At 67.7% G+C, this 26,995-nt stretch carries 20 protein-coding genes; 16 read left to right on the top strand and 4 right to left on the bottom strand.

All coding sequences use genetic code 11. The annotated features are described in order from the left end of the window. Positions 1 to 12: 12 nt before the first annotated feature. Together ABL840_RS06835 and ABL840_RS06830 are read right to left on the bottom strand one after the other, a co-directional pair. On the bottom strand, positions 13 to 3,183 hold the full coding sequence (locus ABL840_RS06835; RefSeq protein WP_093196840.1) for an efflux RND transporter permease subunit: 3,171 nt from the start codon (positions 3,181 to 3,183) through the stop codon (positions 13 to 15). Next, positions 3,180 to 4,355: an efflux RND transporter periplasmic adaptor subunit gene (locus ABL840_RS06830; RefSeq protein ID WP_256228265.1), complete on the bottom strand. Its 1,176-nt coding sequence runs from the start codon at positions 4,353 to 4,355 to the stop codon at positions 3,180 to 3,182. The genes ABL840_RS06835 and ABL840_RS06830 overlap by 4 nt, the downstream gene beginning before the upstream one ends. A gap of 320 nt (positions 4,356 to 4,675) precedes the next feature. Between ABL840_RS06830 and ABL840_RS06825 the strand changes: the two genes are divergently transcribed. From ABL840_RS06825 to mdoH, 6 genes are all read left to right on the top strand, one after another. Next, positions 4,676 to 5,065 carry a hypothetical protein gene (locus tag ABL840_RS06825; RefSeq protein ID WP_240652098.1) on the top strand — a complete coding sequence of 130 codons (390 nt, stop codon included), beginning with the start codon at positions 4,676 to 4,678 and terminating at the stop codon, positions 5,063 to 5,065. Positions 5,066 to 5,156: 91 nt separating this feature from the next. Continuing rightward, positions 5,157 to 6,506 carry a tRNA (N6-isopentenyl adenosine(37)-C2)-methylthiotransferase MiaB gene (miaB, locus tag ABL840_RS06820; protein ID WP_093196846.1) on the top strand — a complete coding sequence of 450 codons (1,350 nt, stop codon included), beginning with the start codon at positions 5,157 to 5,159 and terminating at the stop codon, positions 6,504 to 6,506. Beyond that, positions 6,506 to 7,933, top strand: coding sequence for a sensor histidine kinase (locus ABL840_RS06815; protein ID WP_093196848.1), 1,428 nt, complete (start codon positions 6,506 to 6,508; stop codon positions 7,931 to 7,933). Before miaB ends, ABL840_RS06815 begins: the two co-directional genes overlap by 1 nt. A gap of 58 nt (positions 7,934 to 7,991) precedes the next feature. Next, on the top strand, positions 7,992 to 8,660 hold the full coding sequence (locus tag ABL840_RS06810; RefSeq protein WP_093196850.1) for a hypothetical protein: 669 nt from the start codon (positions 7,992 to 7,994) through the stop codon (positions 8,658 to 8,660). 61 nt (positions 8,661 to 8,721) lie between these two features. Then, a complete protein-coding gene (locus tag ABL840_RS06805) occupies positions 8,722 to 10,110 on the top strand; it encodes a sigma 54-interacting transcriptional regulator (RefSeq protein WP_093196852.1) in 1,389 nt (462 codons plus the stop codon). Positions 10,111 to 10,512: 402 nt separating this feature from the next. Beyond that, positions 10,513 to 12,525 (top strand): glucans biosynthesis glucosyltransferase MdoH, encoded by a 2,013-nt coding sequence (mdoH, locus tag ABL840_RS06800; protein ID WP_093196854.1) that lies wholly within the window; start codon positions 10,513 to 10,515, stop codon positions 12,523 to 12,525. Between the two features lie 50 nt (positions 12,526 to 12,575). Here mdoH and ABL840_RS06795 read toward each other — a convergent pair whose 3' ends face one another. Continuing rightward, the gene (locus ABL840_RS06795; RefSeq protein ID WP_093299759.1) at positions 12,576 to 12,803 is read right to left on the bottom strand and encodes a hypothetical protein; all 228 of its coding nucleotides are present in this window, start codon (positions 12,801 to 12,803) and stop codon (positions 12,576 to 12,578) included. A 13-nt stretch (positions 12,804 to 12,816) separates the two neighbouring features. On the opposite strand from ABL840_RS06795, the gene ABL840_RS06790 reads away from it, so the two are divergent. Together ABL840_RS06790 and ABL840_RS06785 are read left to right on the top strand one after the other, a co-directional pair. Next, on the top strand, positions 12,817 to 13,713 hold the full coding sequence (locus ABL840_RS06790; RefSeq protein ID WP_093196856.1) for an RNA ligase family protein: 897 nt from the start codon (positions 12,817 to 12,819) through the stop codon (positions 13,711 to 13,713). Further along, positions 13,710 to 14,849, top strand: a complete 1,140-nt coding sequence (locus tag ABL840_RS06785) for an AAA family ATPase (protein ID WP_093196858.1) — start codon at positions 13,710 to 13,712, stop codon at positions 14,847 to 14,849. Before ABL840_RS06790 ends, ABL840_RS06785 begins: the two co-directional genes overlap by 4 nt. A gap of 85 nt (positions 14,850 to 14,934) precedes the next feature. On the opposite strand, the gene ffh is transcribed toward ABL840_RS06785, so the two are convergent. Then, positions 14,935 to 16,323 carry a signal recognition particle protein gene (gene ffh, locus ABL840_RS06780; protein WP_093196859.1) on the bottom strand — a complete coding sequence of 463 codons (1,389 nt, stop codon included), beginning with the start codon at positions 16,321 to 16,323 and terminating at the stop codon, positions 14,935 to 14,937. Positions 16,324 to 16,438: 115 nt separating this feature from the next. Here ffh and ABL840_RS06775 point away from each other — a divergent pair, with 115 nt between their 5' ends. From ABL840_RS06775 to ABL840_RS06740, 8 genes are all read left to right on the top strand, one after another. Continuing rightward, complete coding sequence (locus ABL840_RS06775) at positions 16,439 to 17,254, top strand: cytochrome C assembly family protein (protein ID WP_093196861.1); 816 nt, start codon at positions 16,439 to 16,441, stop codon at positions 17,252 to 17,254. Between the two features lie 156 nt (positions 17,255 to 17,410). Next, entirely contained in the window at positions 17,411 to 17,674 is a 264-nt protein-coding gene (locus ABL840_RS06770) for a PP0621 family protein (protein WP_093196863.1), read from the top strand. Then, positions 17,671 to 19,368: a two-component system sensor histidine kinase NtrB gene (locus tag ABL840_RS06765; RefSeq protein ID WP_093196865.1), complete on the top strand. Its 1,698-nt coding sequence runs from the start codon at positions 17,671 to 17,673 to the stop codon at positions 19,366 to 19,368. The genes ABL840_RS06770 and ABL840_RS06765 overlap by 4 nt, the downstream gene beginning before the upstream one ends. Positions 19,369 to 19,372: 4 nt before the next feature. Beyond that, positions 19,373 to 20,947, top strand: coding sequence for a sigma-54-dependent transcriptional regulator (locus ABL840_RS06760; protein ID WP_093196867.1), 1,575 nt, complete (start codon positions 19,373 to 19,375; stop codon positions 20,945 to 20,947). Next, the gene (gene ampD, locus ABL840_RS06755; RefSeq protein ID WP_093196869.1) at positions 20,934 to 21,539 is read left to right on the top strand and encodes a 1,6-anhydro-N-acetylmuramyl-L-alanine amidase AmpD; all 606 of its coding nucleotides are present in this window, start codon (positions 20,934 to 20,936) and stop codon (positions 21,537 to 21,539) included. The genes ABL840_RS06760 and ampD overlap by 14 nt, the downstream gene beginning before the upstream one ends. A 349-nt stretch (positions 21,540 to 21,888) precedes the next feature. Further along, positions 21,889 to 24,807 carry a ribonucleoside-diphosphate reductase subunit alpha gene (locus ABL840_RS06750; protein ID WP_093196871.1) on the top strand — a complete coding sequence of 973 codons (2,919 nt, stop codon included), beginning with the start codon at positions 21,889 to 21,891 and terminating at the stop codon, positions 24,805 to 24,807. A 193-nt stretch (positions 24,808 to 25,000) separates the two neighbouring features. Next, positions 25,001 to 26,251 carry a ribonucleotide-diphosphate reductase subunit beta gene (locus tag ABL840_RS06745; protein ID WP_093196873.1) on the top strand — a complete coding sequence of 417 codons (1,251 nt, stop codon included), beginning with the start codon at positions 25,001 to 25,003 and terminating at the stop codon, positions 26,249 to 26,251. Between the two features lie 196 nt (positions 26,252 to 26,447). Next, complete coding sequence (locus tag ABL840_RS06740; protein ID WP_093299757.1) at positions 26,448 to 26,972, top strand: histone H1-like DNA-binding protein; 525 nt, start codon at positions 26,448 to 26,450, stop codon at positions 26,970 to 26,972. Positions 26,973 to 26,995: the final 23 nt, after the last annotated feature.

Raw genomic sequence — 26,995 nt, 5'->3', positions numbered from 1 at the left:
CGCAAGGCGCCGTCAGGCGTGCGAGGCAGCGTGCCCCGGGCCCTGGCTCGCCTGCGGCGTCTTCTCCTCGCCCGGCAGGTCCACCATCGGGCCGGTGCCGCTGTAGCGGTCGAGTGCAAGGTAGATGGCCGGCGTGATGTACAGCGTGATCACCTGCGAGAAGATCAGCCCGCCCACAACCGCCACGCCCAGCGGCTGGCGCAGCTCTGCGCCGGCACCCAGGCCCAGCGCGAGCGGCAGCGCGCCCATGAGCGCGGCCAGCGTGGTCATCAGGATCGGGCGGAAGCGCAGGCGGCAGGCCTCGCGGATCGCCTCGACAGGCTTCATGCCCTCGGTGCGCTGCGCCTCGAGGGCGAAGTCGATCATCATGATCGCGTTCTTCTTCACGATGCCGATCAGCAGCAGGATGCCGATGGTCGCGATCAGCGTGAGGTCGAAGCCGAAGAGCTTCAGCGAAATGAGCGCGCCCACGGCCGCCGACGGCAGCCCCGCCAGGATCGTGATCGGGTGGATGTAGCTCTCGTAGAGCACGCCCAGCAGCACGTAGATGACAAGCACCGCCAGCACCAGCAGCACGGCCTGGCTCGACTGCGAGCTCTGGAACACCGCCGCATCGCCGCCGTAGGTGGTGATGATCGACTGCGGCATCTTCAGCTCGTCCTTGAAGCGGTCGATCTTCGCGGTCGCGTTGCCCAGCGGCACGTCGGGCGCGAGGTTGAACGACACCGTCACCGCCTGCAACTGGCCCTGGTGGTTGACCGCGGTCGGGCCCACGGTGCGCTTGACCGTCGAGAAAGCCGACAGCGGCACCAGCTTGCCGGTGGTGCTGCGCACCGACAGGCGCGAGACGTCTTCCTCGAACTGGCGGTCGTTGTCTGCGGCCGAGAGGATCACCTGGTAGGTGTTGCTCGAGCCGTAGATGCTGCCGATCTGGCGGTCGCCGTACGCGTTGTAGAGCGCGGTGCGCAGGTCGCCCACCGCCACGCCGAGCACGCCGGCCTTGTCGCGGTCGATGTCGAGCGTGGCCTGCAGGCCGCGGTTCTGCGAGTCGCTGGTCACGTCGCGGAAGTCGGGGTCGGCGCGCATGCGCTCCATGAGCCGCGTGGCCCACGGCACCATCTCGCCCGCGTTCACGCTCTGCAGCGTGTACTGGAAGCGCGCCTTGCTCTGGCGGCCGCCCAGTCGCAGGTTCTGCACCGGCTGCATGTAGACGGCGATGCCCGGGATCTCGCGGAAGCGCTGGCGCAATGATTCGAGCACCTTCGACATCTGCGGGCGTTCGCTACGCGGCTTGAGCACGGCGAACAGGCGGCCGGAGTTCTGCGTGGCCGTGGGTCCGCCCACGCCGACGAAGGAGCTCACGTAGTCGACGCTCGGGTCGTCCTTGAGCGCGGCGGCCACGCGGTCCTGCAGGGCCTTCATGGCGGTGAAGGAAATGTCCTCGGCGGCCTCGGTCGTGATCTGGATCTGGCCGATGTCTTCCTCGGGGAAGAAGCCCTTCGGGATGGTCGCGAACAGCCAGCCGGTGACGACGAAGGTCAGCGCCGCCGCCAGCAGCATCACCTTGCGGTGCATCAGCGTCCAGTCGAGGGTGCTCATGTAGGTCGAATGCACCTTGCGGTAGCCGCGCTCGAAGGCACGGCCGATGGCGGTGCCGGGCTCTGGGTGTTCTTCCTCGTGGTCGATCGCGCCTTCCTTGCGCGGCACCTGCTTGAGCAGCCGGCTCGCGAGCATCGGCACCAGCGTGAGCGACACCACGGCCGACACCAGCACCGCCAGCGCCACCACCACCGCGAACTCGTGGAACAGCAGGCCGATCACGCCCGGCATGAAGAAGATCGGGATGAACACGGCCACCAGCGAGATCGAGATCGACACGATGGTGAAGCCCACCTCGCGCGCGCCGCGCAGCGCGGCGGCGAACGGGTCCATGCCCTTCTCGACGTAGCGCATGATGTTTTCCAGCACCACGATCGCGTCGTCCACCACGAGGCCCACGGCCAGCGTGATGCCCAGCAGCGAGATGTTGTCGAGGCTGTAGCCGAAGGCGTAGAGCAGCGCCACCGCGCCGATCAGCGAGATCGGGATGGTCGCGGCCGGGATCAGCGTGGCCACCAGCCGGTGCAGGAACAGGAAGATCACCAGCACCACCAGCGCGATGGTGCCCAGCAGCGTGAGCTGCACGTCGTGCACCGCCTCGCGGATCGACAGCGAGCGGTCGTTCACCATCTGGATCTCGACCGACTGCGGCAGCTCGGCCTTGAAGCGCGGGATGAGCGCGCGCACCGCGTCCACCACCTGCACGGTGTTGGCATTGGGCTGGCGCTGCACGGCCAGCGAGATGGAGTCTTGCCCGTTGAAGCTGCTGGCGGTTTTTACCGACTCGAAGCTGTCCTCGATGGTGGCGACTTCGTCGAGCCGCACCGGCGCGCCGTTGCGCTGGCCGACGATCAGCTTGGCGAAATCGGCCGCCTTCATGAGCTGGCGGTTGGCCTGGATGGTGAGCGTCTGGCGCGGGCCGTCGAGCACGCCGACCGGCGTGTTGGCGTTGGCCGAGTTCACCGCCTTGGCAAGCTCATCGAGCGTGATGTTGCGCGCGTTGAGCAGGTCGGCATTGGCCTTGATTCGCACCGCGAAGGCCTTGCGGCCGTACACGCCCACCTGCGCTACGCCGTCGATGGTCGAGAGCGTGGGCGAGATGAGGTTCTCGGCGTAGTCGTTGAGCTCCGACGGATTCATCGACGGCGAGATCAGCGCGATGAACAGCACCGGCGCGTCGGCCGGGTTCACCTTGCGGTACGAAGGCAGCTGCGTCAGCTCCTGCGGCAACTGGCGCTGGGCGCGCAGCAGCGCGGCCTGCACGTCGACGGCGGCGGCGTCGATGTCGCGGCTGCTCACGAATTCGAGCGTGAGCGAGGTCACGCCCTGCGTGTTCACCGAGCTGATGGTCTGCAGGCCCGGGATGGTCGAGAACTGCTTCTCCAGCGGCAGCGCCACCGACGACGCCATGGTGTCCGGGCTCGCGCCCGGCAGCTGCGCGTTGACGTTGATGACCGGCGTGTTGTAGCTGGGCAGCGCGGCGACGGGGATGCTGAAGTACGCGAAGATGCCGATGACCACCACGGCGGCGGACAGCAGCACCGTCATCGCCGGACGGCGGATGCAGAGCTCGGAAATGTTCATGCGCGTTCCTTGCGCGGCGGCTTGATGTCGGTGCCGTCGGAGGACGCCGCGCTGCCGGGCGTGACGCCCGTGGTGCCGTTGGACGGAGCACCGGGAGCGCCCGGCGCCGCGACGGGAGCCTTCGCATCCACGCGCACCTTGCCGCCGGGTCGCACGTTCTGGCTGCCCTCGATCACCACCTGCTCACCGGGCTCCACGCCGCTCACGGCCACCTGCGTACCGAAGGTGTGAAGCGCCTTCACCTTGCGGCGCGTGGCGGTCTTGGCCTCGTCGACGACGTAGAGCGAAGCACCATCGGACAGCATCATCAGCGCCGCGGCCGGCACCACCGTGGCGCCGTTGAGCGTGCGCACCGTGATGCGCGTGCCGACGAACTGGCCGGGCCACAGGCTCTGGTCGGCATTTGCGAACACGGCCTTGGCGCGCACCGTGCCGATCTGCGGATCGACGGTGTTGTCGACGAAATCGAGCGTGCCCGTCAGCAATTCCTTGCGGCCGGTGACGACCGCCTCGACCTTCGAGCGCGAGCGCGCGGCCTCCAGCAGGTCCTGCAGGTTGCCTTCGGGCACGGGGAAGCTCACGGCGATCGGGTCGAGCTGCGTGACGGTCACCAGCGACAGCGTCGGCTGCACCAGCGTGCCCGGATAGATGTTCACGGCGCCGATGCGCCCCGCGATGGGCGCGCGCAGCGTGGCGTAGCCCAACGCCACCTGCGCCGACTGCACGGCCGCGCGGTCGGCGGCCACGGCGGCGCGCTGCGCCTCCAGCTGCGAGAGCGTGGCGTCGGCCGCGCTCTTGGCGATGAAGTTCTGCGCCACCAGGTCCTGGCTGCGCTTGTACTGGCGCTCGAGATCGGCCAGCGTGGCCTCGTCCTTCTGCTGCTGGGCGCGGGCGCGCGCGAGATTGGCCTGGTCGTTGCGGTCGTCGAGCGTGAAGAGCAGCTGGCCGGCCTTGACGAACTGGCCCTCCTTCACATGCACCGCGCTCACCGTGTTGGTCACCTGCGGGCGCAGGTCGACGCTGTTGAGGGACACCACGCTGCCGTTGACCTGCACGGTCACGGGCACGTCCTGCTTCTTCGCCGTGGCCAGCGTCACCAGCGCGGGCATGCCGCCGCCGGCACCCGCGTTCGGGGCCTTGGCGCTCTTTGTGGCGGACTTGTCCGCGGACATGCTCCACCACCCGCCTGCGACGGCTACGATCAACACGCCCGAAAGGGCGACGGCGACACTTTTCTTCATGGGTTCTTGTGCACTTTGGGCTGACAGCAGCTATTGAATCAGCAGCTGACTTCCGAGGATCACGCCCTCTGTAAAGAAATGTAAAGCAGGTCAACCCGAAGCCCGCTCAACACCCTGTGGCCGACGCGAGGAAACACACCCCCTCGCTAAAATCCCCGGTCCACAGCCTCTGGATAAACCCCATGAACCGCTGCAAGAAACCTACGAATGCTCTCACTTACATAGCGCTTTGCACAGCAGCCATGGCGGCCATGGGCCTTTTCCCGCTCGCCGCCAGTGCCCAGGACGAAGTGCCCCGCCCCCAGACCCAGAACGAATCGCTCGTGGGCGGCCGCGTCTTCCCCGTCGGCACCCTGCGCGGCAAGTTCATGGTGACCAATGCGCCCGACGTCGAGCTCGACGGCAAGCCCGACCGCCTGGGCGCCGGCGCGCGCATCCGCAGCGGCCAGAACATGCTGGTGATGCCCGGCGCCATCATTGGCCAGAAGTACCTCGTCAACTACACGCGCGACGCCGCCGGGCTGCTGCGCGAGGTGTGGATCCTCACGCCCGACGAAGCCACCGCCAGCCGCGAATCGCTGAACAAGCCGTTCCTGAACGTCTGGCCGTTCACCTCGAACGACACCCTCAACACGCAGTAAGAAAGAGACGGGTGGCGGCGCAGCCTCTTGCGCTGCGCGCCATATGCCGTTGCGCCCCGCCGCCGCGCCGGGCCACGAGAGAGAGCTCCCCATGAAAAAAGTATTCATCAAGACCTTCGGCTGCCAGATGAACGAGTACGACTCGGACAAGATGGCCGACGTGCTGAACGCAGCCCAGGGCTACGAGCCCACGCAGAACGTGGACGAGGCCGACCTCATCCTGTTCAACACCTGCTCGGTGCGCGAGAAGGCACAGGAAAAGGTGTTCTCCGACCTCGGCCGCGTGAAGCACCTGAAGGCCAAGGGCGTGAAGATCGGCGTGGGCGGCTGCGTGGCGAGCCAGGAGGGCGAGGCCATCATCGCGCGCGCACCCTACGTCGACATCGTGTTCGGCCCGCAGACCCTGCACCGCCTGCCCGAGATGCTGAGCGACCGCGAACGGCTCGACCGCCCGCAGGTGGACATCAGCTTCCCCGAGATCGAGAAGTTCGACCATCTGCCGCCCGCGCGCGTGGAAGGCGCCACCGCCTTCGTGTCGATCATGGAAGGCTGCTCCAAGTACTGCAGCTACTGCGTGGTGCCCTACACCCGCGGCGAGGAAGTGAACCGCCCGCTCGACGACGTGCTGGTCGAGATCGCCGGCCTGGCCGACCAGGGCGTGCGCGAGATCACGCTGCTGGGCCAGAACGTGAATGCCTACCGCGGCAAGATGGGCGACACCGCCGAGATCGCCGACTTCGCGCTGCTCATCGAGTACGTGGCCGAGATCCCCGGCATCGAGCGCATCCGCTACACCACCAGCCACCCGAACGAGTTCACGCCGCGCCTGATCGAGGCCTACGCGAAGGTGCCGCAGCTCGTGAGCCACCTGCACCTGCCGGTGCAGCACGGCAGCGACCGCATCCTGATGGCCATGAAGCGCGGCTACACCGCCATGGAATACAAGAGCACGGTGCGCAAGCTGCGCGCCATCCGCCCCGAGCTCGCGCTGAGCAGCGACTTCATCGTCGGCTTCCCCGGCGAGACCGAGGACGACTTCAACAAGATGATGAAGCTGATCGACGACTGCCAGTTCGACGCCAGCTTCAGCTTCATCTTCAGCCCGCGTCCCGGCACGCCGGCCGCCGCGCTGCACGACGACACCCCGCACGAGGTGAAGCTCGCGCGCCTGCAGAAGCTGCAGGCCGTGATCGACGTCAACGTGAAGCGCTTCGGCCAGGCGCTGGTGGGCACCACGCAGCGCGTGCTGGTGGAAGGCGCCTCGCGCAGGGACGCGAACGAGCTCATGGGCCGCACCGCCTGCAACCGCGTCGTCAACTTCGAGGGCGACGCCCGGCTGGTCGGCCGGATGATCGACCTGCGCATCACCCGCTCGCTGGCCTACACGCTGCGCGGCGAGGTAGCGACCAACGAATCGCCAATGGCGCTCGCCCACCACTGATGGCGAAGCGACCGTCCATACGGGGCTCGTTCCAGCAGCTCCTCCTCTTCGCCTTTCTCCTGATCACCGCGCTGCTGGTCGGCGTGGCGCTGCGCTCCGTGCTGCAGTACGACGCGCTCATGACGCAAAGCCGCGACGCGGCCGCGCGCGCGCTGCGCCTGTCGGGCGCCTCCCAGTCGCTGGCCGAGCGCAGCGCCGCCATGGAGCGCGCCGGACGCCAGTCGCTGGTGCTGAACGACGCCGTGCTGCGCCGCCGCTTCGACGACGCCGCGCGCGAGGCGCACCAGGTGCTCGAGCGCCTCGAGAAGAACGGCCTGCCGCCCGCCGGCATCGACATGTGGCGCAACCAGCTCGGCGTGATCGAGGGCCTGATGAGCGGCAGCGCCGACAGCGCCCTCGCCCGCGAGAGCACGATGGCGATGCAGTTCCGCGAGCTCGACGCCCTCAACACCAACATCGCGCAGCAGGCGCAGTTCCTCATCGAGACGCAGAACGACGCGCTGGCCCGGCGCATCGAGAACGCGCGCCGCCGGCTGATGCGCGAGGTGGTGGCCGCCAGCGTGCTGGCCGCGGCCCTGGCGCTGGCCTTCGGCATCTGGCTGGCGCGGCCCTTCAAGCGGCTGGAACAGGCCATCGTCGGCCTCGGCCAGAACCGGCTCGACGAGCCCATCGACATCCGCGGCCCGGCCGACGTGCGGCGCGTGTCGCAGCAGCTCGAATGGCTGCGGCTGCGCCTGACCGAACTCGACGCCGACAAGGCGCGCTTCCTGCGCCATGTGTCGCACGAGCTGAAGACGCCGCTGGCTGCACTGCGCGAGGGCGTCTCGCTGCTGGAAGACGGCGTGACCGGCCCGCTGAACCCGGCGCAGCTCGAAGTGGCGCAGATCCTGAACCAGAACACGGTGTCGCTGCAGGGCCAGATCGAGGCGCTGCTGCGCTTCAACGCCGCCGCCTTCGAGGCGCGCGAACTGCGCCGCGAGCGCACCGAGCTGCTGCCGCTGATCGAGGAGCAGATCGAGGCCCAGCGCCTGCAGTGGCAGTCGCACGGCCTGCGCGTGCGGGCCGAGGGCGACCCCGTCACGGCCACGGTCGACCGCTCCAAGCTCGGCACCGCCATCGCCAACCTGCTGAGCAACGCCATCCGCTTTTCGGTAACGGGCGGTGTCATCACGCTGGCCGTGTCGCAGACGCCGGAAGCGGTGCACATCGACGTGAACGACGCCGGGCCGGGCATCGCCGAGGGTGACCGCGACCGGATCTTCGAACCTTTCTTCCGCGGCGAGCGCCAGCCCGAACACACCGTGAAGGGCACGGGCATCGGACTTTCCATCGTGCAGGAGTACATTGCAGCCCACGGGGGCCGCATCACCCTGCAGCCCGGCGGTCCCGGTGCACGCTTTCGCATCGAACTGCCGCGCACGGCCTGACCGCCCCGGCGTCCCCCTCCAGATACTGTCCGACCGCCTCGCGTCCTTTCTTCGACCCATGTCTTTTCCGTTCGTCCGCCGTTCCTCCTTCGCCGGGGCGATGACCGTGCCTTTCGTCCTGCTGCTGGCCGCCTGCGCCTCGCAGCCCAAGCCGCCCCCGGAGGCCGATGCGCTGCCGCCGCCTCCGGTCATGCCGCGCGTGATGCCGGTGGAGGCCGAGCCCAAGGCGCCGGCCACGCAGCCCGCGGCCTCGCTCTTCACGCTGATGACGCAGGGGCCGGTGGCCTCGATGCTGTCGTACGCCGACAAGGTGCGCCCGCTCAACGGCGCCGACCTGAGCGCCGAGATCGCCCGCGTGGGCGACCCCGGCGATTCGCCCACGGCGCAGATGCAGGTGGCGCTGCTGCTCTCGCAGACCCGCGTGCCGGCCGACCTGGCCCGCGCGCTGGGCCTGCTGCAGCGCGTGATCTCCAACCCCGCGCCCGAGGCGCAGGCGCTGCAGCCGCTGGCGCGCGCGCTGGCCGCACGCTACGTGGAGCAGCGCCGCGTCGAGGACGACCGCGACAAGCAGGTGCAGGCACTGCGCGACAGCCAGCGCCGCATCGACCAGCTCAACGACCGCATCGAAGCCCTGCGCGCCATCGAGCGCAGCTTCGCGCGGCCCAACACCAACCCGGCGCCGGCCATGCCTGCCGCGCCGCCCAACACAGGCAAACCGAATCAATGAGCGCAGCGCCGGGCCGCCCCAAGCAAGCTCGCACCGCAGTGCGAAGCACGGAGGTTTTTCGATGAGTACCACCGGCGCCCGCCTTCTCGTGGTCGACGACGACCCGGACATGCTGCGGCTGCTGTCGATGCGGCTGAGTTCGGCGGGCTACCAGGTCACGGCCGTCACTTCGGCCGAGACAGCGCTCACCCAGCTCGAGATCGAACATCCGCAGCTCGTGCTGAGCGACGTCCGCCTGCCGGGGCGCGACGGCCTCCAGCTCTTCGACGAGATCCGCAAGCGCCATCCCTCGCTGCCGGTGATCCTGCTGACCGCGCACGGCACCATTCCCGACGCGGTCGAGGCCACCGCGCGCGGCGTCTTCACCTACCTCACCAAGCCCTACGACGGCCGCGAGCTGCTCGACAAGATCGCGCAGGCGCTGGCACTCGGCGCCCCCGCCGCCACGCCGAGCAAGGCCGGGGACGACAGCTGGCGCTCCGAGATCGTGAGCCGCAGCAACCGCATGGCCGAGCTGCTGGCCGAGGCGCGCATGGTCGCCAAGTCGGACGCATCTGTGCTGCTGCGCGGCGACTCCGGCGCCGGCAAGGAAATGCTGGCGCGCGCCATCCACAAGGCCAGCGCGCGCGCCGACAAGCCCTTCGTGGCGGTCAACTGCGGCGCCATTCCGGAGGCGCTGCTCGAGTCGGAACTCTTCGGCCACATGAAGGGCGCCTTCACCGACGCCCACGCCAATCACAAGGGCCTGTTCCAGCAGGCCGACGGCGGCACGCTGCTGCTGGACGAAATCGGGGACATGCCGCCCGCGCTGCAGGTCAAGCTGCTGCGCGTGCTGCAGGAGCGCGCCGTGCGGCCGCTGGGGGCGAGCCAGTCGATCCAGGTCGACGTGCGCATCGTCTCGGCCACGCACCGCGACCTCGACGCCGCAATGGAGGCCGGCCAGTTCCGCGAGGACCTGTATTACCGGCTGAACGTGGTGACGCTCACGCTGCCGCCGCTGTCGGCACGCCGCGAAGACATTCCGCTGCTGGCCAACCACTTCCTGCAGCGCTTGTCGACCAAGTACGGCAAGCGGCTGTCGGGCTTCGCGCCCGAGGCGCTGAAGGCGCTGACCATGGCCGCCTGGCCGGGCAACGTGCGCCAGCTCTACAACGTGGTGGAGCAGGTCTGCGCGCTGTCGAGCTCGCCGCTGATCCCGCTGGCGCTGGTGCAGCGGGCACTGCGCGTGCCGACTGTGGAGGTCCAGACCTATGCCGAGGCCAAGCAGCGTTTCGAGCGCGATTACCTCGTCGGCCTGCTGAAACTGACGGACGGCAACGTGGCCGACGCCGCCCGCCTGGCCGACCGCAATCGCACGGAGTTCTACCGGCTGCTGCAGAAGCACGAGCTCACCCCGGGACACTTCAAGGCCGACGCTGTCGCTGGGGGCAACGACGCTGTCGCCGAGTAGCGACGCCTCTAAGTCGTTGATTTGTATGGCGTATGCCCACCTGCCCTGGCGGCTTGTCGGGATTCGGCGACAAAAACAGGGTTTTTGAGGCCCTCTGGCGGGTCCAGCCCCCGAAAAATGCCTTCGGATCGCCCTAAGCTGTTGATCTGAAAGCGTTTTTCCAGCCTGGCACAGGGTTTGCCCCTGTACTGGCATGACAGCACTTACCAGCCCATCTTTCGCACTGCGCCAGCAGCGCGACGGCCTGCGTCAAAAGCAGTTTTCCCCCTCGCGGCCCCGCGCCGCGGGCCATTCGCTGGCCGCGCTCGCAAGCGCTGGCGGCGCCGCAACGGATTGCGTCTTCAAGCGCCTTCCGGCCATTGGCGACACCCCCTCCCTCGACAAGCAACGTTGGTAAACCGCATGAAGCCGAACGACTTCTCCCAACTGAACGTGCTGGCCGACACCGATTTCTCGCGCCGCAGCCAGGTTCGCGAAGAACGCCACCCCAACTCCGTCACCGCCCCCCCGGTCAACCGCGGCTCCATGACGCCCCGCCCCTGGCGCGGTTTCTGGAACAGCCTCGGCACCGCCGCGCTGGTCAAGCTCGGCGCGGGCCGTGACGCCGAAGCCGGCGCTCACCCCACCACCGAAGCCAAGCAGCCCTGGCAGCGCGCCGCCGCGCGCCGCCGCTTCGCCTTCATGATGCTCACGCTGCTGAGCACCGTGATAGCGTCCTCGCTCTTCGCCAGCGTGCAACCCGACTACGACAACCTCTGGCTCGAATACGGCCAGATCGGCCTGTACGGCCTGCTGTCGGGCTGGGTCGTGACCGGCTTCGTGACCGCGCTCATGGGCTTCTACGTTTCCGTGCGCGGTGACAAGTACTCCCTCTCGGCGAAGCAGGTGGCCCACCACCCGATGAACCCCGAGGCACGCACCGCGATCATCATGCCGATCTGCAACGAGGACGTGGCCACCGTGTTCGCCGGCCTGCGCGCCACCTGCGAATCGGTCGCGGCCACCGGCCACGCGAAGCAGTTCGACGTGTTCGTGCTGTCCGACAGCTACAACCCCGAGACCGCCGCCGCCGAGCGCGCCGCCTGGGAAGACCTTCGCGCCGCGCTGGCCGAGAGCCCGAACCAGCCGCAGGTCGAGGTGTACTACCGCCTGCGCACCCGCCGCACGCACCGCAAGGCCGGCAACGTGGCCGACTTCTGCCGCCGCTGGGGCAAGGACTACCGCTACATGGTCGTGCTCGACGCCGACTCCGTGATGAGCGGCGACTGCCTGACCTCGATGGTCAAGCTGATGGAAGCCAACCCGACCGCCGGCATCATCCAGACCGCGACGCAGGCCATCGGCCACGTCACGCTGCACGCCCGCGCACAGCAGTTCGCCTCGCGTGTCACCGGCCGCCTGTTCACGCTGGGCATGCAGTACTGGCAACTGGGTGAGTCGCACTACTGGGGCCACAACGCGATCATCCGCGTCGAGCCCTTCATGAAGCACTGCGCGCTGGCCCCGATCAAGGGCACCGGCGGCATGTCGGGCGGCATCATGTCGCACGACTTCGTCGAAGCCGCGCTGATGCGCCGTGCCGGCTACAACGTGTGGCTGGTGTCCGACCTGGTCGGCAGCTACGAGCAGCAACCGCCGGACCTGCTGGCCGAACTGCAGCGCGACCGCCGCTGGTGCCAGGGCAACCTGCAGAACGCCCGCCTGATGGCCGAGCCCGGCATCCACCCGGTGCACCGCGCGATGTTCGTGACCGGCACCATGGCCTACGTCTCGGCCCCCCTGTGGCTCGCGTTCCTGACGCTGGGCACGGCCCTGTGGCTAAGCGGTTCGAGCCTGGTTTCGAGCTGGAACGTGCTGCCCGCCGAACTGGCCGGCCTGTGGGTCTGGACCCTGTGCCTGCTGTTCCTGCCGCGCGTGCTGGGCATCGCCGCCGTGCTGATGCGCGGCGAGCAACGCCAGTACGGGGGCCTGTGGGGCCTGGTGAAGAGCTCGGCGATGGAAGCCGGCCTGGCCATCGTGCAGGCTCCGGTCCGCATGCTGGCTCATTCGCTCTTCGTGCTGGTCGCCCTCACCGGCATCAAGCTCGACTGGAAGTCGCCTCCCCGCGAAGCCGCCGCCGTGCCGTGGAAGGTCGCTGCCTCGCAGCTGGCTCCCATGACGCTGGTGATCGCCATGCTGGCCGTCGGCGTCGCGATGATCGATCCGAGCGCGCTGGTCTGGCTCATGCCTGTCGGCCTGCCGCTGCTGCTGGCGATTCCACTGACCGTGCTGACCAGCCAGATCGCGCTGGGCACCACGCTGCGCGACCGCGGCTACCTTCTGATTCCCGAGGAATCGCGCTCGCCGGCCGTGCTGCGCCGCGCATGGATGCACGCGCTGCGCCTGGCTCGTCCGGCAGCGCTGGCAACCGCCTGATGCGCTGAAGACACACCGCCTCGAAAAGCCGGCCCCTGGGCCGGCTTTTTTCATGGCGCGTGGCTAGAATCGCGCACTTCTTTTTTCATCCACCCACGGATCCCTTCGATCCACAGGAGCGCCAAGTGCCCCGTTTCGCCGTCATCACTCTCTGACGCCGACAACACCGCTTCATTGCCGGTCATGTCGGGCGCCAAGCTGCGCTTTCCGCTGACCGCAATCCGTTCCCCAGCTTCCAGCTTCGCTCCCGCACGTTGTCGGTTCTTCCTGGTTTCCATCCGGAGAACAAACGTGTTTCCTCTCTCTTCTCTTTCATCGATTCCGCTGCTCAAGTACCCGCGTACTGCGCACCTGGAAGACTCGCGGCTGCAGGCCGGCGACAGCGACGACGGCCAGACGCCGTTGTCGGAACTGCACGGCATGCACGTCGTCATCGAGGAAAAGCTCGATGGCGCCAACGCAGCCGTGTCGTTCACCTCGGCGGGCGAACTGCTGCTGCAGTCGCGCGGCCACTACCTCGCGGGCGGGGCCGGCGAGCGCCAGTTCAACCTGTTCAAGCACTGGGCCGCCGCTCATGAAGCGGCGCTGCTGGAGCGGCTCGAAGACCGCTACGTGATGTACGGCGAATGGTGCTTCGCCAAGCACAGCTGCTGGTACGACCGGCTGCCGGCCTTCTTCCTGGAGTTCGACATCTACGACCGGCAGTCGCAGTGCTTTCTCTCGACGCCGGCGCGGCACGCGCTGCTCGACGGCGGCCCGGTGCTGCCGGTGCCCGTGCTCTACGAGGGCGAAATACCGCGCCATGCAAAGGCTCTGCGCTCGCTCGTGCGGCCTTCGCTGGCGCGCAGCGCGGACTGGAAGACGGCCTTCGAGCAGGCCGTGACGCAGGAAGGCCAGCCGCTCGATCTCGTGCGGCAGCAGACCGATCTGTCGGACCTCGCCGAGGGCCTGTACCTCAAGACCGAATCGGACGGCCGGGTGACGGGCCGCTACAAGTGGGTGCGCCCGGATTTCGTCCAGACCATCCTCGATTCGGGCTCGCATCACAGCCGCCGGCCGGTGCTGCCGAACCAGCTCGCGCCGGGCGTGGACCTCTACGCGCCGGCGCCGCGGCTGACATGGCAGGACCTGGGCCTGCGCACCTTGCGCGATCCCGCCGAACTGGCAACCCAAGGGAGGCAGCGATGACATACGACGATCTGCGCTCCCTGGTGCCAGCTCCCGGCAAGGACACCGACTGGGCGCAATGCTGCGACCTGCTGCCGGCCCTGCTGCGCCTCGAGGAGACGCCGCAGGACCCGTACTACCACGCCGAAGGCAACGTCGGCATCCACACGCGCATGGTGCTCGACGCGCTCATGCAGGACGACCACTACCAGCGCGCCGATGCCGACGGCCGCTTCGTGCTGTTCATGGCCTGCCTGCTGCACGACATCGCCAAGCCCGACACCACCGTGATCGACGAGGCCAGCGGCCGCATCGGCCAGCCCGGCCATTCGCGCCGTGGCGCAGTCGACGTGCGCGTGCTGATGTGGAAGGCCCGCGTGCCTTTCGCGCTGCGCGAGGCGGTGTGCCGGATCATCGCGGTGCACCAGGTGCCCTTCCATGCCTTCGCCTCGCGCAAGGGCGTGCGGCCCGAGTGGCTGGTGCACAAGCTCTCGTGGGAGCTGAGCCTGCCCGACCTGTGCTGCGTGGCGCGCTGCGACATGCTGGGCCGCCACTACGAGAAGCGTGCTGACAGCATGGCCGACATCGCGCTCTTCGAGCAGTTGGCGCAGGAGGAAGGCTGCTGGGAAGGCCCGAGAAAGATGGCCGACGCCCATACGCGCCTGGCCTACTTCCGCGGCGCCGACACCAGCCCCGACTACGCGTTGTTCCAGAACGCGGGCTCGCAGGTGACGGTGATGTGCGGCCTGCCTGCCAGCGGCAAGAACCACTGGGTGGCGCAGCACCGCAAGGGCTGGCCGGTGGTGTCCTTCGACGATGCGCGCGCCGAACTGGGCCTGAAGCACGGCGAGAACGACGGGCTCGCTGCGCACCACGCGGTCGACCAGGCGAAGGCGCTGCTGCGCAGGCAGGAGCGCTTCGTCTGGAACGCCACGCACCTGAGCCAGCAGATGCGCACCAAGACGCTCGACCTGCTGTGGGCCTACCACGCGCATATCGAGCTGGTGTACCTCGAGGTGCCGCACGCGGAGCTGATGCGTCGCAACCGCGAGCGCGACACCACGCTGTCGAACGCGGGCATCGAGCGCATGCTGCATCGCTGGGAGCTGCCGGCGCCGGTCGAGGCGCACGAGACGGTCTACGAGGTATCGACCTGAAATGCAGACCTGAAAGACAGAAGGCCCGCCGGTTCATCCCGGCGGGCCTTCTTGCTTTGCTTATATATATGTGTGTGGCGTCCGATCAGAACGGCAGCTTGGGCCCGCCGGGGCCACCCATTCCGCCCATGCCCTTCATGCCGCCCATGCGCTTCATCATCTTCATGAGGCCGCCGCCCTTCATCTTCTTCATCATTCCCTGCATCTGCTCGAACTCGTTGAGCAGGCGGTTCACTTCCTGGACCTGAACACCGGCACCGGCGGCGATGCGGCGCTTGCGCGTGGCCTTCAGCAGCTCGGGCTTGCGACGCTCCAGCGGCGTCATGCTGTTGATGATGCCTTCCTTGCGGCGGATATCGCGCTCGGCGCGGCTCAGGTCGGCCTCGCTGGCCTTGGCGGCCATCTGCGTGGGCAACTTGTCCATCAGGCTGGAGAGGCCGCCCATCTGCTTCATCTGCTGCAGCTGGCCGAGGAAGTCGTTGAGGTCGAAGCCCGCGCCGCTCTTGACCTTGGCCGCGAGCTTCTGGGCCGCCGCCACGTCGACGCCGGCCGTGACCTGCTCGACCAGCGCGACGATGTCGCCCATGCCCAGGATGCGGCCCGCATGGCGCTCGGCGTCGAACACTTCGAGGCCGTCGATCTTCTCGCTCACGCCGGCGAACTTGATCGGCACGCCCGTCACCTGGCGCACCGACAGCGCCGCGCCGCCGCGCGAATCGCCGTCGGTCTTGGTCAGGATGATGCCGGTCAGCGGCAGCGCTTCCTTGAAGGCCTTGGCGGTGTTGACCGCGTCCTGGCCCTGCATGGCATCGACCACGAAGAGCGTTTCGACCGGGTCGAGCGCCGCGTGCAGCTGCTTGATTTCGGCCATCAGCACTTCGTCGATGGCCAGGCGGCCGGCCGTGTCGACCAGCAGCACGTCGAAGTAGTGGCGCTTGGCGTGGTCGAGCGCGGCGCGCGCGATGTCCAGCGGCTTCTGGTCGGGCGTGCTCGGGAACCACTCGGCGCCGGCCTGCTTGGTGACGGTCTTGAGCTGCTCGATGGCGGCGGGCCGGTACACGTCGCCCGACACGGTGAGCACCTTCTTCTTGCGCTTCTCGATCAGGTGCTTGGCGAGCTTGGCGGTGGTGGTGGTCTTGCCGGCGCCCTGCAGGCCGGCCATCAGGATCACCGCTGGCGGCTGGGCCGCGAGGTTGATGTCGGACACGCCCTCGCCCATGGTCGCGGCGAGTTCGCGGTTGACGATGCCCACCAGCGCCTGGCCCGGCTTGAGCGAGCCCAGCACTTCCTGGCCGAGCGCCTTTTCCTTCACGCGGGCGACGAAGTCGCGCACCACGGGCAGCGCCACGTCGGCTTCCAGCAGCGCCATGCGCACCTCGCGCAGCATGTCCTGCACGTTGCTTTCGGTGATGCGGGCCTGGCCGCTCATCGTCTTGACGAGGCGGGAGAACTTTTCTGTGAGGGCGGTGGCCATGAGGGGAATGCCTTGCTGCCCGCTGCGGTGCGGGCCGGATGAGAAGCCTGGGAGACGGGAAAGAACTTGAAGCCGGGCGCCGGGAACGCAAGAGCGAGACGCTAAACTCCGGCCGATGATTTTAGCGATCCCCTCCCCGCTCGGCGTGGCACTGGGCATCGCCACCGCGGTTGCCTACGGATTCGTAGCCGCCGCGGGCACCCGACTGAGCCGCCAATCGACCCAGTGGGCCCTGGGAATCGCATGGCTCCTGCATGCCGCCGCGCTGGGCCACGGCCTCATCGGCAGCCAGCCGCGCTTCGGTTTCGCCCCCGCGCTGTCGGTCACGGCATGGCTGGTGCTCACTGTCTACGCGGTCGAAAGCCGCATGTATCCCCAATTGAAGGTGCGGCGCGCGCTCGCCTGGCTGGGCGCGGCCGCCGTGCTGCTGGCCATCCTGTTTCCGGGCACGCCGCTGCATGTCACGGCCTCGCCGTGGCTGCCGCTGCACCTGGCGCTGGGCATCGCCTCGTATGGTCTCTTCGGCGCGGCCGTGGTGCATGCCTGGCTGATCACCCGCGCCGAAAAGCAGATCCGCCTGGCCGCTGCCGCCGAACCGCAGGGCGGCGTGCCACTGCTCACGCTCGAGCGGCTCACCTTCCGCTTCGTCACCGCGGGCTTCGTATTGCTCTCGGCCACGCTGCTGGCGGGCCTGCTGTTCAGCGAGCAGCTGTACGGCTCCGCCGGCCGCGCCTGGAAGTGGGACCACAAGACCATCTTCTCGGTGCTCGCCTGGATCACCTTCGCGATCCTGCTGATCGGCCGGGCCCGCTTCGGCTGGCGCGGCCGTACCGCGCGCCGCGTGCTCTACGCCGGCTCGGCGCTGCTGCTGCTGGCCTACGTGGGCTCACGCTTCGTGCTCGAAGTCGTCCTTGCGCGCCCTCCTGTATGAAACTCCCCCAGGCTCCGCGCACTGCGTGTCGCTTCGCCACCCCCCTCACCGGGAGCGACACCTGCGGCCCGGCAAAGCCGGCTCCGCGTTGTCCCTTGAACTGGCCATGCCGGTTCCATGGCGTGCAAGCGGCGGAAAGCGCAATGGCCAGTTGAAATGAAATACCTACTCGTCCTCGCGGTGCTATGGGTCGCGATCTGGCTCTGGCGCAAGAACCGGCGCGAAGAGATGCGCGACGCCATGCGCGAGCGCGCGGCCAAGGCGCAGGAACAACAGCAGCGCACGGCGGCCGGCACGCCGCAGGCCATGGTGCGCTGCGCCCACTGCGGGCTGCACCTGCCCGCGACCGAGGCCATCGCCGGACCCGGCGGCGCGGTCTACTGCAGCACCGCGCACCGCGAAGCCGCAGCAAGGCAATGAGCTCCCCGATCTGGTCGCGCGGCGAGCCGGTCACCGACTGGGACGTGCTCGACCAGGGCCCCGGCGAAACCACGGCGCTGGGCCGGCTCTGGCGCGGCTTCATGGGCGCGCGCTGCTTCGTCGCGCTGGTGCTGATGCTGCTGCAGGGCGTGGCCTTCGCAATCGGGCAGACGATGCAGCCGGCGGCCATCGCCACCTCGGCGCTGTATCTGGCCACGGCCTGGCTGGGCATGCGCTACACGCGCTTCCAGCCGCCGATCCGCGGCTTCACCACCCTGTGGCTGCTGACCATCGGCATCGACCTGGCGGCCTTCACCGCCTTGCAGGTGCTGCAGGGCGGCAACGTCAACTACACGCCGCTGTTCGCGCTGCCGGTGCTCATGAGCGCGGTGCTGGGCACCATGATCGTGAGCCTTGGCACCTCCGCCACCGTCACGCTGCTGCTGCTCGCCGACGCGGGCTGGCACTGGCTGCAGCAGTCGGGCGACTCGTCGCCGCGTTTCGTGCAGGCGGCGCTCACCGGCACCGGCTTCTTCGTGGTGGCGCTGCTCGCGCACGAGATGGCGCGCCGGCTGGCCCGCGAGGAGGCCGTGGCGCAGCGCAACCGCAGCAGCGCGCAGATGCAGGCACAGGTCAACGACCTGGTGATCGAGACGCTGAGCGAAGGCGTGCTGGTGATCGATGCCGAGGGCCTGGTGCATGCGGCCAACCCGGCAGCCGACGCCATCCTCGGCCAGGGGCTGGCGAAGCTGACGCTGCCGTTCCCGCTGCATGCCCAACCCGCCTGGCATGCGCTTGCGGCGCTGGCGCGGCAGACCTTCGCGCGGCGAGCGCCGCAGTCGGAAGAAATCCCGGTGGCGCAGGCGCGCGGCGCGGCGCGCGAGGTGCGCGTGCGCACGCGGCTCACACCCACCAGCGAGAAGCGCGCGGACAGCCTTTGCGTGATGTTCCTGCAGGACCTGCGCGAGCTCGAGGCCCGCATCCGCACCGAGAAGCTGGCGGCGATGGGCCGCATGTCGGCGGCCGTGGCGCACGAGATCCGCAACCCGCTGGCCGCCATCACGCAGGCCAGCGCGCTGCTCAACGAGGACCTGACCGACCCGGCCCACCGCAAGCTCACGAGCATGGTGCAGCACAACGCCCAGCGCCTCGCGCGCATCGTGGACGACGTGCTCGACGTTTCCCGCGCGCGCCAGCAGCGCGTGCTGTCGCTGGGCGAGCAGCTGGTGCTCGACCCGGCCGTGCAGGTGCTGGCCGAGGAATGGGTGCGCCAGACCCAGCGCAAGGGCGTGCTGGTGTCGCTCGACGCGCCCAACTGCGACGTGCGCTTCGACGCCGAGCACCTGCGCCGCCTGATCGTGAACCTGCTGGACAACGCCTCGCGCTACGCCAGCACGCGCGAGGGCGCGATCCAGGTGCTGACCGCGCAGCAGCGAAGCGGCAGCAGCCGCCCGAGCCTGATGGTGTGGAGCGACGGCGCGCCGCTGGAGCCGGCGGTGCAGCGGCACCTGTTCGAGCCCTTCTTTTCTTCCGAGAGCCGCTCCAGCGGGCTCGGCCTGTTCCTCTGCCGCGAACTGTGCCGGCGGCACGGCGCCACCATCGGCTACGAGCGGCGCGCGCTGGTGCCGGGCGGGCCCGAGGGCAACGAATTCTTCGTCAGCTTCGCCGCCAGCGAAAACCGGCTGACACAATAGCGCCGTGAGCACCCCGACCTCCTCTTCCACCCAGCGACCGGCGCAGATCCTGGTCATCGACGACGAGCCCGACCTGCGCACGCTCTACGAGCTGACGCTGCTGCGCGAGGGCTATCGCGTCGAGGCGGCGGGCAGCGTGTCCGAAGCCTGGCAGCACCTGGAGGCCGGCCGCTTCGACGCGGTGATCACCGACATGCGGCTGCCCGACGGGCAGGGCATGGAGATCATCCACCGCATCCAGAAGGACCAGCGCAGCGAGCGCTGCGTGGTGATGACGGCCTACGGCTCGGCCGAGAACGCGGTCGAGGCGCTGAAGGCCGGCGCCTTCGACTACCTCACGAAGCCGGTCGACCTGAAGCAGTTCCGCGCGGTCGTGGCCTCCGCAGTGCAGGCGCGGACGGCGCCGCAGCCGGTGGTCAAGCCCGCGCAGGCGGCGCCTGCGAACACCGGCAACGCGGCAAGCGAGGCAGCGCCGGTCACTTCCGGCACCGGCATCGCCGCGCTCGACCGCCTCGTGGGCGAATCGGAGCCGATGCGGCTCGTCAAGTCGCGCATCGCCAAGGTGGCACGCGGCATGGCACCGGTGCTGGTGCGCGGCGAATCAGGCACCGGCAAGGAACTGGTTGCGCGCGCGGTGCATGCCTGCAGCCAGCGCAGCGAAGGCCCCTTCGTCGCGGTGAACTGCGGCGCGATTCCCGAGAACCTGCTCGAGGCCGAGTTCTTCGGCGCGAAGAAGGGCTCCTACACCGGCTCGTCGCAGGACCGCGACGGCTACTTCCAGGCCGCGCGCGGCGGCACGCTCTTTCTCGACGAGATCGGCGACCTGCCGCTGGCCATGCAGTCGAAGCTGCTGCGCGCGATCCAGGAGCGCAGCGTGCGCTCGATCGGCTCGACTCAGGAAGACGCCGTCGACGTGCGCATCGTCAGCGCCACTCATAAAGACCTGCACTCCGAAGTGCAGGCCGGCCGCTTCCGCCAGGATCTTTTCTACCGCCTCAACGTGATCGAGATCGCGGTGCCCGCGCTGCGCGACCGCCGCGAGGACCTGCCCGCGCTGTGCAACGCGCTGCTCTCTCGCATCGCGCAGGACGGCGGGCTGCCGGTGCCACACCTGTCGGACGACCTGCTGCGCCGCCTCGCGCAGCATCCGCTGAACGGCAACGTGCGCGAACTCGAGAACCTGCTGCACCGCGCGGTGGCGCTGAACGACGGCGACGAGCTGCACCTCGACCTGATGGGTGGCTTCACGGCCGCGGCCGAAGCAGCGGCATCCGCGCCGGCTCCGCTCTCTCCCGCTGCCGACGCGCCCGTCGTCCCCGCGGCTGCGCTGCCGATCGCCGCACCGGTCGCGCCTGCGAAGGTCGCGCCCCCGCCGCTGCCCTCCGACCTGCAGGCCTACCTCGACCAGCAGGAGCGCGAGATCCTCGTGCGCGCGCTGCACGAGAGCGGCTTCAATCGCACAGCGGCCGCCGCGCGGCTCGGCATGAGCCTGCGCCAGATCCGCTACCGCATCGCGCGGCTGGGCATCACCACGCCCAACGGTGACGACGGCGCGAGCAGCAGCCATGCCGACGACTGAAGAAGCCCGAGCCGAAGACGGACTCTGGCAGGCCGGCTGGTACCGCTTCGCGAAGGCCCTGCCCTCGCCCAACTTCGGGCCCCGGCCGCAAGGCGCGCAGATCGACCTCATCGTGCTGCACTCGATCAGCCTGCCGCCCGGCGAATACGGCGGCGACGCGGTGCAGCGGCTCTTCACCAACCGGCTCGACTGGGATGCGCATCCCTATTTCCAGTCGATCCGCGGGCTGGAGGTTTCGTCGCATTTCTACGTGCGGCGCAACGGCGAGCTCTGGCAGTTCGTGAGCTGCGACGACCGCGCGTGGCATGCCGGCGTGTCGTCGTGGCGCGGCCGCGGCAACTGCAACGACGACTCCATCGGCATCGAGCTCGAGGGCCTCGAAGGCCAGCTCTTCGAGGAGCCGCAATACGAGACGCTCGCGAGCCTGTGCGCCGCCATCGCACAGCGATTTCCGGTCGCCCACGTCGCCGGGCACGAGCACATCGCGCCGGGCCGCAAGCAAGACCCGGGCGCGGGCTTCGACTGGCGTCTGCTGCGCGAACAACTGGGCTGGAATCCACAGATGTTCCCTGAGCAGGTCAGGCAGCTCTAATTTTTTCAATCGCGCGACGCCTCGCGATGCGCCGTTCCCGCGGCGCAACAATGCGAAAATCGCAAACGCGCGATGCAGCAACCATGCGCCCTGCAGGCCCAAATCGGCCTGCAAGCCACGCCCCATGCGGGTTGCGTGACCATAGGCCAGTATTCACGCGGCATCTTCGCCCGTGGCCTATTGCGGAAGTAATACCGGCAATCCGTGTATCCATTGGAAAACGCTACATCTAGTGGGTTGTATGCCCCCTGCACCCTAGATATAGTGTCCTCCGTCCGGTCCCGTACACCGGTGCGGCGCTGGAACAGGTGCCGCCATCCAACAAGAATTGCCAACCGAGAGGAAGCGAATGCAAACAGCCCTGAACCCCCAATCGACCCCGCGTGCCGTTCCCTCGACGCCACCGCAACAGCAGCGAGACACTGCTGGCTCTCCCTCCGGCCAGAACCTGGCCCACTACCAGATCATCCGCCGCAACGGCGCCGTCGTTCCCTTCGAGCCGAACAAGATCGCCATCGCGATGATGAAGGCCTTCCTGGCCGTGCACGGCACCCAGGGCGCGGCCTCGGCCAGCGTGCGCGAGACGGTCGACACGCTCACGCAGGGCGTGATCCGCGCGCTGGTGCGTTCGCGTCCGGGCGGCGGCACCTTCCACATCGAGGACGTGCAGGACCAGGTCGAGCTCGGCCTGATGCGCGGCGGCCATCATGAGATCGCCCGCGCCTACGTGCTGTACCGCGAGCGCCGCACCCAGGAGCGCTCGAAGCAGGGCGAGCAGGAAGTGCCGGCCGCGCCCGCGCTGCACGTGCTGGACAACGGCGAGCTGGTCGCTCTCGACCTGAACGAGCTCAAGGGCCTGATCGAATCCGCCTGCACGGGCCTGGGCGACAGCATCACGGCCGCGCCCATCGTCGCCGAGACGATGCGCAACCTGTACGACGGCGTGCCGCTCGACGAGGTCTACAAGGCCTCCATCCTCGCTGCCCGCACGCTGATCGAGAAGGACCCCGACTACACCTTCGCCACCGCGCGCCTGCTGCTGCACACGATCTTCAAGGAGATCATCGGCCGCGAAGTGCTGCCCGCCGACCGCGCCACCGCCTACGCCGACTACTTCCCGCAGTTCATCAAGAAGGGCGTGGACAACGACCTGCTCGACGAGAAGCTGCTGCAGTACGACCTGGCCCGCCTGGGCGCGGCCCTGAAGCCCGAGCGCGACAACCAGTTCGACTACCTCGGCCTGCAGACCCTGTACGACCGCTACTTCCTGCACGTGCGCAAGACCCGCATCGAGCTGCCGCAGGCCTTCTTCATGCGCGTGGCCATGGGCCTGTCGCTCAATGAGATCGACCGCGAAGCGCGCGCCATCGAGTTCTACGAAGTGCTGTCGTCGTTCGACTTCATGTCGAGCACGCCGACGCTGTTCAACGCCGGCACGCTGCGCTCGCAGCTGTCGAGCTGCTACCTGACGACCGTGCCCGACGACCTGGACGGCATCTACGAGTCGATCAAGGAAAACGCGCTGCTGTCGAAGTTCGCCGGCGGCCTGGGCAACGACTGGACCCGCGTTCGCGCGCTGGGCAGCCACATCAAGGGCACGAACGGCGAATCGCAGGGCGTGGTGCCGTTCCTGAAGGTGGTGAACGACACGGCCGTGGCCGTGAACCAGGGCGGCAAGCGCAAGGGCGCCGTCTGCACGTACCTCGAAACCTGGCACCTCGACATCGAGGAGTTCCTGGAGCTGCGCAAGAACACCGGCGACGACCGCCGCCGCACGCACGACATGAACACCGCCAACTGGATCCCCGACCTGTTCATGCGCCGCGTGATGGAAAAGGGCACCTGGACGCTGTTCTCGCCTTCGAACGTGCCTGACCTGCACGACCTGTTCGGCGCCGACTTCGAAAAGGCCTACGTCGCCTACGAAGAGAAGGCTGCCCGCGGCGAGATCAAGCCGAGCCGCACCATCCAGGCGACCGACCTGTGGCGCAAGATGCTCACGATGCTGTTCGAGACCGGCCACCCCTGGATCACGTTCAAGGACGCCTGCAACGTGCGCTCGCCGCAGCAGCACGCCGGCGTGGTGCACTCGTCGAACCTCTGCACCGAGATCACGCTGAACACCAGCGACACCGAAACCGCCGTGTGCAACCTGGGCTCGGTGAACCTGCTGCAGCACCTGAAGGACGGCAAGGTCGACCAGGAGAAGCTGAAGAAGACCGTGTCGACCGCGATGCGCATGCTCGACAACGTGATCGACATCAACTACTACGCCGTGAAGAAGGCGCGCGACTCGAACCTGCGCCACCGTCCGGTCGGCCTGGGCCTGATGGGCTTCCAGGACGCGCTGTACGAGCTGCGCATTCCCTACGCCTCGCAGGAAGCCGTGCAGTTCGCCGACGAGTCGATGGAAGCCATCTGCTACCACGCCTACTGGGCATCGACCGAGCTGGCCAAGGAACGCGGCAAGTACTCGAGCTACAAGGGCTCGCTGTGGGACAAGGGCATCCTGCCGATCGACTCGCTCGATCTGCTGGAAAAGGAACGCGGCGGCTACGTCGAGGTCGACCGCTCGGCCACCCTCGACTGGGACGCGCTGCGCTCGAAGATCAAGGCCGACGGCATGCGCAATTCGAACTGCGTGGCCATCGCCCCGACCGCGACCATCTCGAACATCATCGGCGTGGACGCCTCGATCGAGCCCTGCTTCGGCAACCTCTCGGTCAAGTCGAACCTGTCGGGCGAATTCACCGTGATCAACCACTACCTGGTGCGCGACCTGAAGCGCCTGGGCCTGTGGGACGACGTGATGGTGATGGACCTGAAGCACTTCGATGGCTCGCTGCGCCCCATCGACCGCGTGCCGCAGGACGTGAAGGCGCTCTACGCCACCGCGTTCGAGATCGAGACCACCTGGCTGGTGGAAGCCGCCGCGCGTCGCCAGAAGTGGATCGACCAGGCGCAGTCGCTGAACATCTACATGGCCGGCGCATCGGGCAAGAAGCTCGACGACACCTACAAGCTCGCATGGCTGCGCGGCCTGAAGACCACCTACTACCTGCGCACGCAGAGCGCGACGCACGCCGAGAAGTCGACGGTGCAGTCGGGCCGCCTCAACGCGGTGTCGTCGGGCAGCGGCGACGCACCCTCGGGCATGAGCGCACTCGAAGCAGCAGCGGCTGCAGCGAAGGCTCAGATGAGCGCGATTCCCGCTACCGACATCGCGTTCTGCGGCGTGGACGATCCGACCTGCGAAGCGTGCCAATAAACGCGTCGATGCTCGCGACAGTCAGTCAGTGAGGTGCATGCGAAAAATCGCGCGACGTTCATTCAATGAAGCCATCGACTGACATCGCGCGATGCATGCGAGCAACATAACAACCACATAAATGGCGTGCGATGTGAACGGGCACTTTGCAACTCACATCGTTACTCCGATAATTTGAGCATTGGATTTTTCTATGTTGACCTGGGACGAAGAAGTCAAGCCCTCCTTACCAAAGGATATGCAACAAGGTTTGCAGCACCACAACGCATCGACCAGCGGCTTGCCCGCAGGCCGTTCGGTGGACGCTCCGACTTCGTCGATCGCGCAACCCGCACTCCGCACATTCAGCACGCTCGATGACGGCGCTGCAGTGCGCCCGGTTGCAGCGGCAGCAGCAACGCCTGCCGCCACCACCACCCAATCCACCCAGCGCGTCAAGGCTTCCGACAAGCGCATCATCAACGGCCAGACCGACGTCAACCAGCTGGTGCCGTTCAAGTACAAGTGGGCGTGGGAGAAGTACCTCGCCACCTGCGCCAACCACTGGATGCCGCAGGAAGTGAACATGACGCGCGACATCGCGCTGTGGAAAGATCCGAACGGCCTGAGCGAAGACGAGCGCCGCATCGTCAAGCGCAACCTCGGCTTCTTCGTGACCGCCGACTCGCTGGCCGCCAACAACATCGTGCTGGGCACCTACCGCCACATCACGGCCCCCGAATGCCGCCAGTTCCTGCTGCGCCAGGCCTTCGAGGAAGCGATCCACACGCACGCGTACCAGTACATCGTCGAGTCGCTCGGCCTGGACGAGAGCGAGATCTTCAACGCCTACAACGAAGTGCCGTCGATCCGCGAGAAGGACCAGTTCCTGATCCCGTTCATCGACGCCATCAGCGACCCCAACTTCAAGACCGGCACGCCCGAGGCCGACCAGAAGCTGCTCAAGTCGCTCATCGTGTTCGCCTGCCTGATGGAAGGCCTCTTCTTCTACGTCGGCTTCACGCAGATCCTCGCGCTGGGCCGCCAGAACAAGATGACCGGCGCCGCCGAGCAGTACCAGTACATCCTGCGCGACGAGTCGATGCACTGCAATTTCGGCATCGACCTGATCAACCAGCTCAAGCTCGAGAACCCCGGCCTCTGGACGGCAGAGTTCAAGGCGGAGATCAAGGCGCTCTTCCTGCGCGCCGTCGAGCTCGAATACAAATACGCCGAAGACACCATGCCCCGTGGCGTGCTCGGCATGAACGCCTCCATGTTCAAGGGCTACCTGCGCTACATCGCCAACCGGCGTGCACAGCAGATCGGCCTCGAAACGCTCTTCCCGAACGAAGAAAATCCGTTCCCGTGGATGAGCGAAATGATTGACCTGAAGAAAGAGCGCAATTTCTTCGAAACCCGCGTGATCGAATACCAGTCGGGTGGCGCGCTCTCCTGGGATTGAATCTTTCGACAAGAATTAATGAATTCAAGAATTGCCCTTGCCACCGATCGCGCCGAAGAGCGCGGCATGGACGAGGGCTCAGGTGTTCATGGTGCTGGAGCAAAGATTCCAACACCATGAATCGCTTCACGTTACCCAACGTGCGTGGAGTGCTTCAATAGGTTGATTTTTTCAACTTGATCAAGGAGAAATAGAAATGGCAACTGCAAAGAAAGCTCCGGCTAAGAAAGCCGCTGCAAAGAAGGCTCCGGCAAAGAAGGCCGTGGCCGCCAAGAAGGCTCCTGCCAAGAAGGTAGCCGCCAAGAAGGCACCGGCCAAGAAGGTCGCTGCCAAGAAGGCTCCTGCCAAGAAGGTAGCAGCGAAGAAGGCAGCACCGGCCAAGAAGGCCGCTGCCAAGAAGGCTCCGGCGAAGAAGGCCGTAGCGAAGAAGGCGCCTGCGAAGAAGGCTGCTGCCAAGAAGGCCCCGGCGAAGAAGGCCGCTGCCAAGAAGGCGCCTGCGAAGAAGGCTGCTGCCAAGAAGGCCCCTGCCAAAAAGGCTGCGGCCAAGAAAGCCGCGAAAAAGCCTGCTGCCAAGAAGCCTGCTGCCAAGAAGCCTGCTGCGAAGAAGGCTCCCAAGGCCGCTGCCCCTGCCAAGGCTGCCGCCGTAGCGCCTGCCCCTGCGGCGCAAACGACGCTGAATCCCCAGGCAGCCTGGCCGTTCCCCACGGCCAGCAAGCCCTGAGCTTCTCAGCGGCCTTGAAGGCA

Source organism: Variovorax sp. NFACC27 (genome assembly GCF_048301545.1).
Classification (GTDB): Bacteria; Pseudomonadota; Gammaproteobacteria; order Burkholderiales; family Burkholderiaceae_C; genus Variovorax; species Variovorax gossypii.
Note: the sequence above shows the minus strand (reverse complement) of the source record. Positions and strands in the feature narration are given on the sequence as shown.

Bases quoted from the DNA above. Each gene is read 5' to 3' on its own strand.
- miaB (WP_093196846.1), top strand. From the start codon at position 5,157: ATGAAAAAAGTATTCATCAAGACCTTCGGCTGCCAGATGAACGAGTAC.
- ABL840_RS06770 (WP_093196863.1), top strand. From the start codon at position 17,411: ATGAAATACCTACTCGTCCTCGCGGTGCTATGGGTCGCGATCTGGCTC.
- ABL840_RS06775 (WP_093196861.1), top strand. From the start codon at position 16,439: ATGATTTTAGCGATCCCCTCCCCGCTCGGCGTGGCACTGGGCATCGCC.
- ABL840_RS06740 (WP_093299757.1), top strand. From the start codon at position 26,448: ATGGCAACTGCAAAGAAAGCTCCGGCTAAGAAAGCCGCTGCAAAGAAG.
- ABL840_RS06765 (WP_093196865.1), top strand. From the start codon at position 17,671: ATGAGCTCCCCGATCTGGTCGCGCGGCGAGCCGGTCACCGACTGGGAC.
- ABL840_RS06745 (WP_093196873.1), top strand. From the start codon at position 25,001: ATGTTGACCTGGGACGAAGAAGTCAAGCCCTCCTTACCAAAGGATATG.
- ABL840_RS06835 (WP_093196840.1), bottom strand. From the start codon at position 3,183: ATGAACATTTCCGAGCTCTGCATCCGCCGTCCGGCGATGACGGTGCTG.
- ABL840_RS06750 (WP_093196871.1), top strand. From the start codon at position 21,889: ATGCAAACAGCCCTGAACCCCCAATCGACCCCGCGTGCCGTTCCCTCG.
- ABL840_RS06830 (WP_256228265.1), bottom strand. From the start codon at position 4,355: ATGTCCGCGGACAAGTCCGCCACAAAGAGCGCCAAGGCCCCGAACGCG.
- ampD (WP_093196869.1), top strand. From the start codon at position 20,934: ATGCCGACGACTGAAGAAGCCCGAGCCGAAGACGGACTCTGGCAGGCC.
- ABL840_RS06795 (WP_093299759.1), bottom strand. From the start codon at position 12,803: ATGGAAACCAGGAAGAACCGACAACGTGCGGGAGCGAAGCTGGAAGCT.
- ABL840_RS06810 (WP_093196850.1), top strand. From the start codon at position 7,992: ATGTCTTTTCCGTTCGTCCGCCGTTCCTCCTTCGCCGGGGCGATGACC.
- ABL840_RS06825 (WP_240652098.1), top strand. From the start codon at position 4,676: ATGGGCCTTTTCCCGCTCGCCGCCAGTGCCCAGGACGAAGTGCCCCGC.
- mdoH (WP_093196854.1), top strand. From the start codon at position 10,513: ATGAAGCCGAACGACTTCTCCCAACTGAACGTGCTGGCCGACACCGAT.
- ABL840_RS06785 (WP_093196858.1), top strand. From the start codon at position 13,710: ATGACATACGACGATCTGCGCTCCCTGGTGCCAGCTCCCGGCAAGGAC.
- ffh (WP_093196859.1), bottom strand. From the start codon at position 16,323: ATGGCCACCGCCCTCACAGAAAAGTTCTCCCGCCTCGTCAAGACGATG.
- ABL840_RS06815 (WP_093196848.1), top strand. From the start codon at position 6,506: ATGGCGAAGCGACCGTCCATACGGGGCTCGTTCCAGCAGCTCCTCCTC.
- ABL840_RS06805 (WP_093196852.1), top strand. From the start codon at position 8,722: ATGAGTACCACCGGCGCCCGCCTTCTCGTGGTCGACGACGACCCGGAC.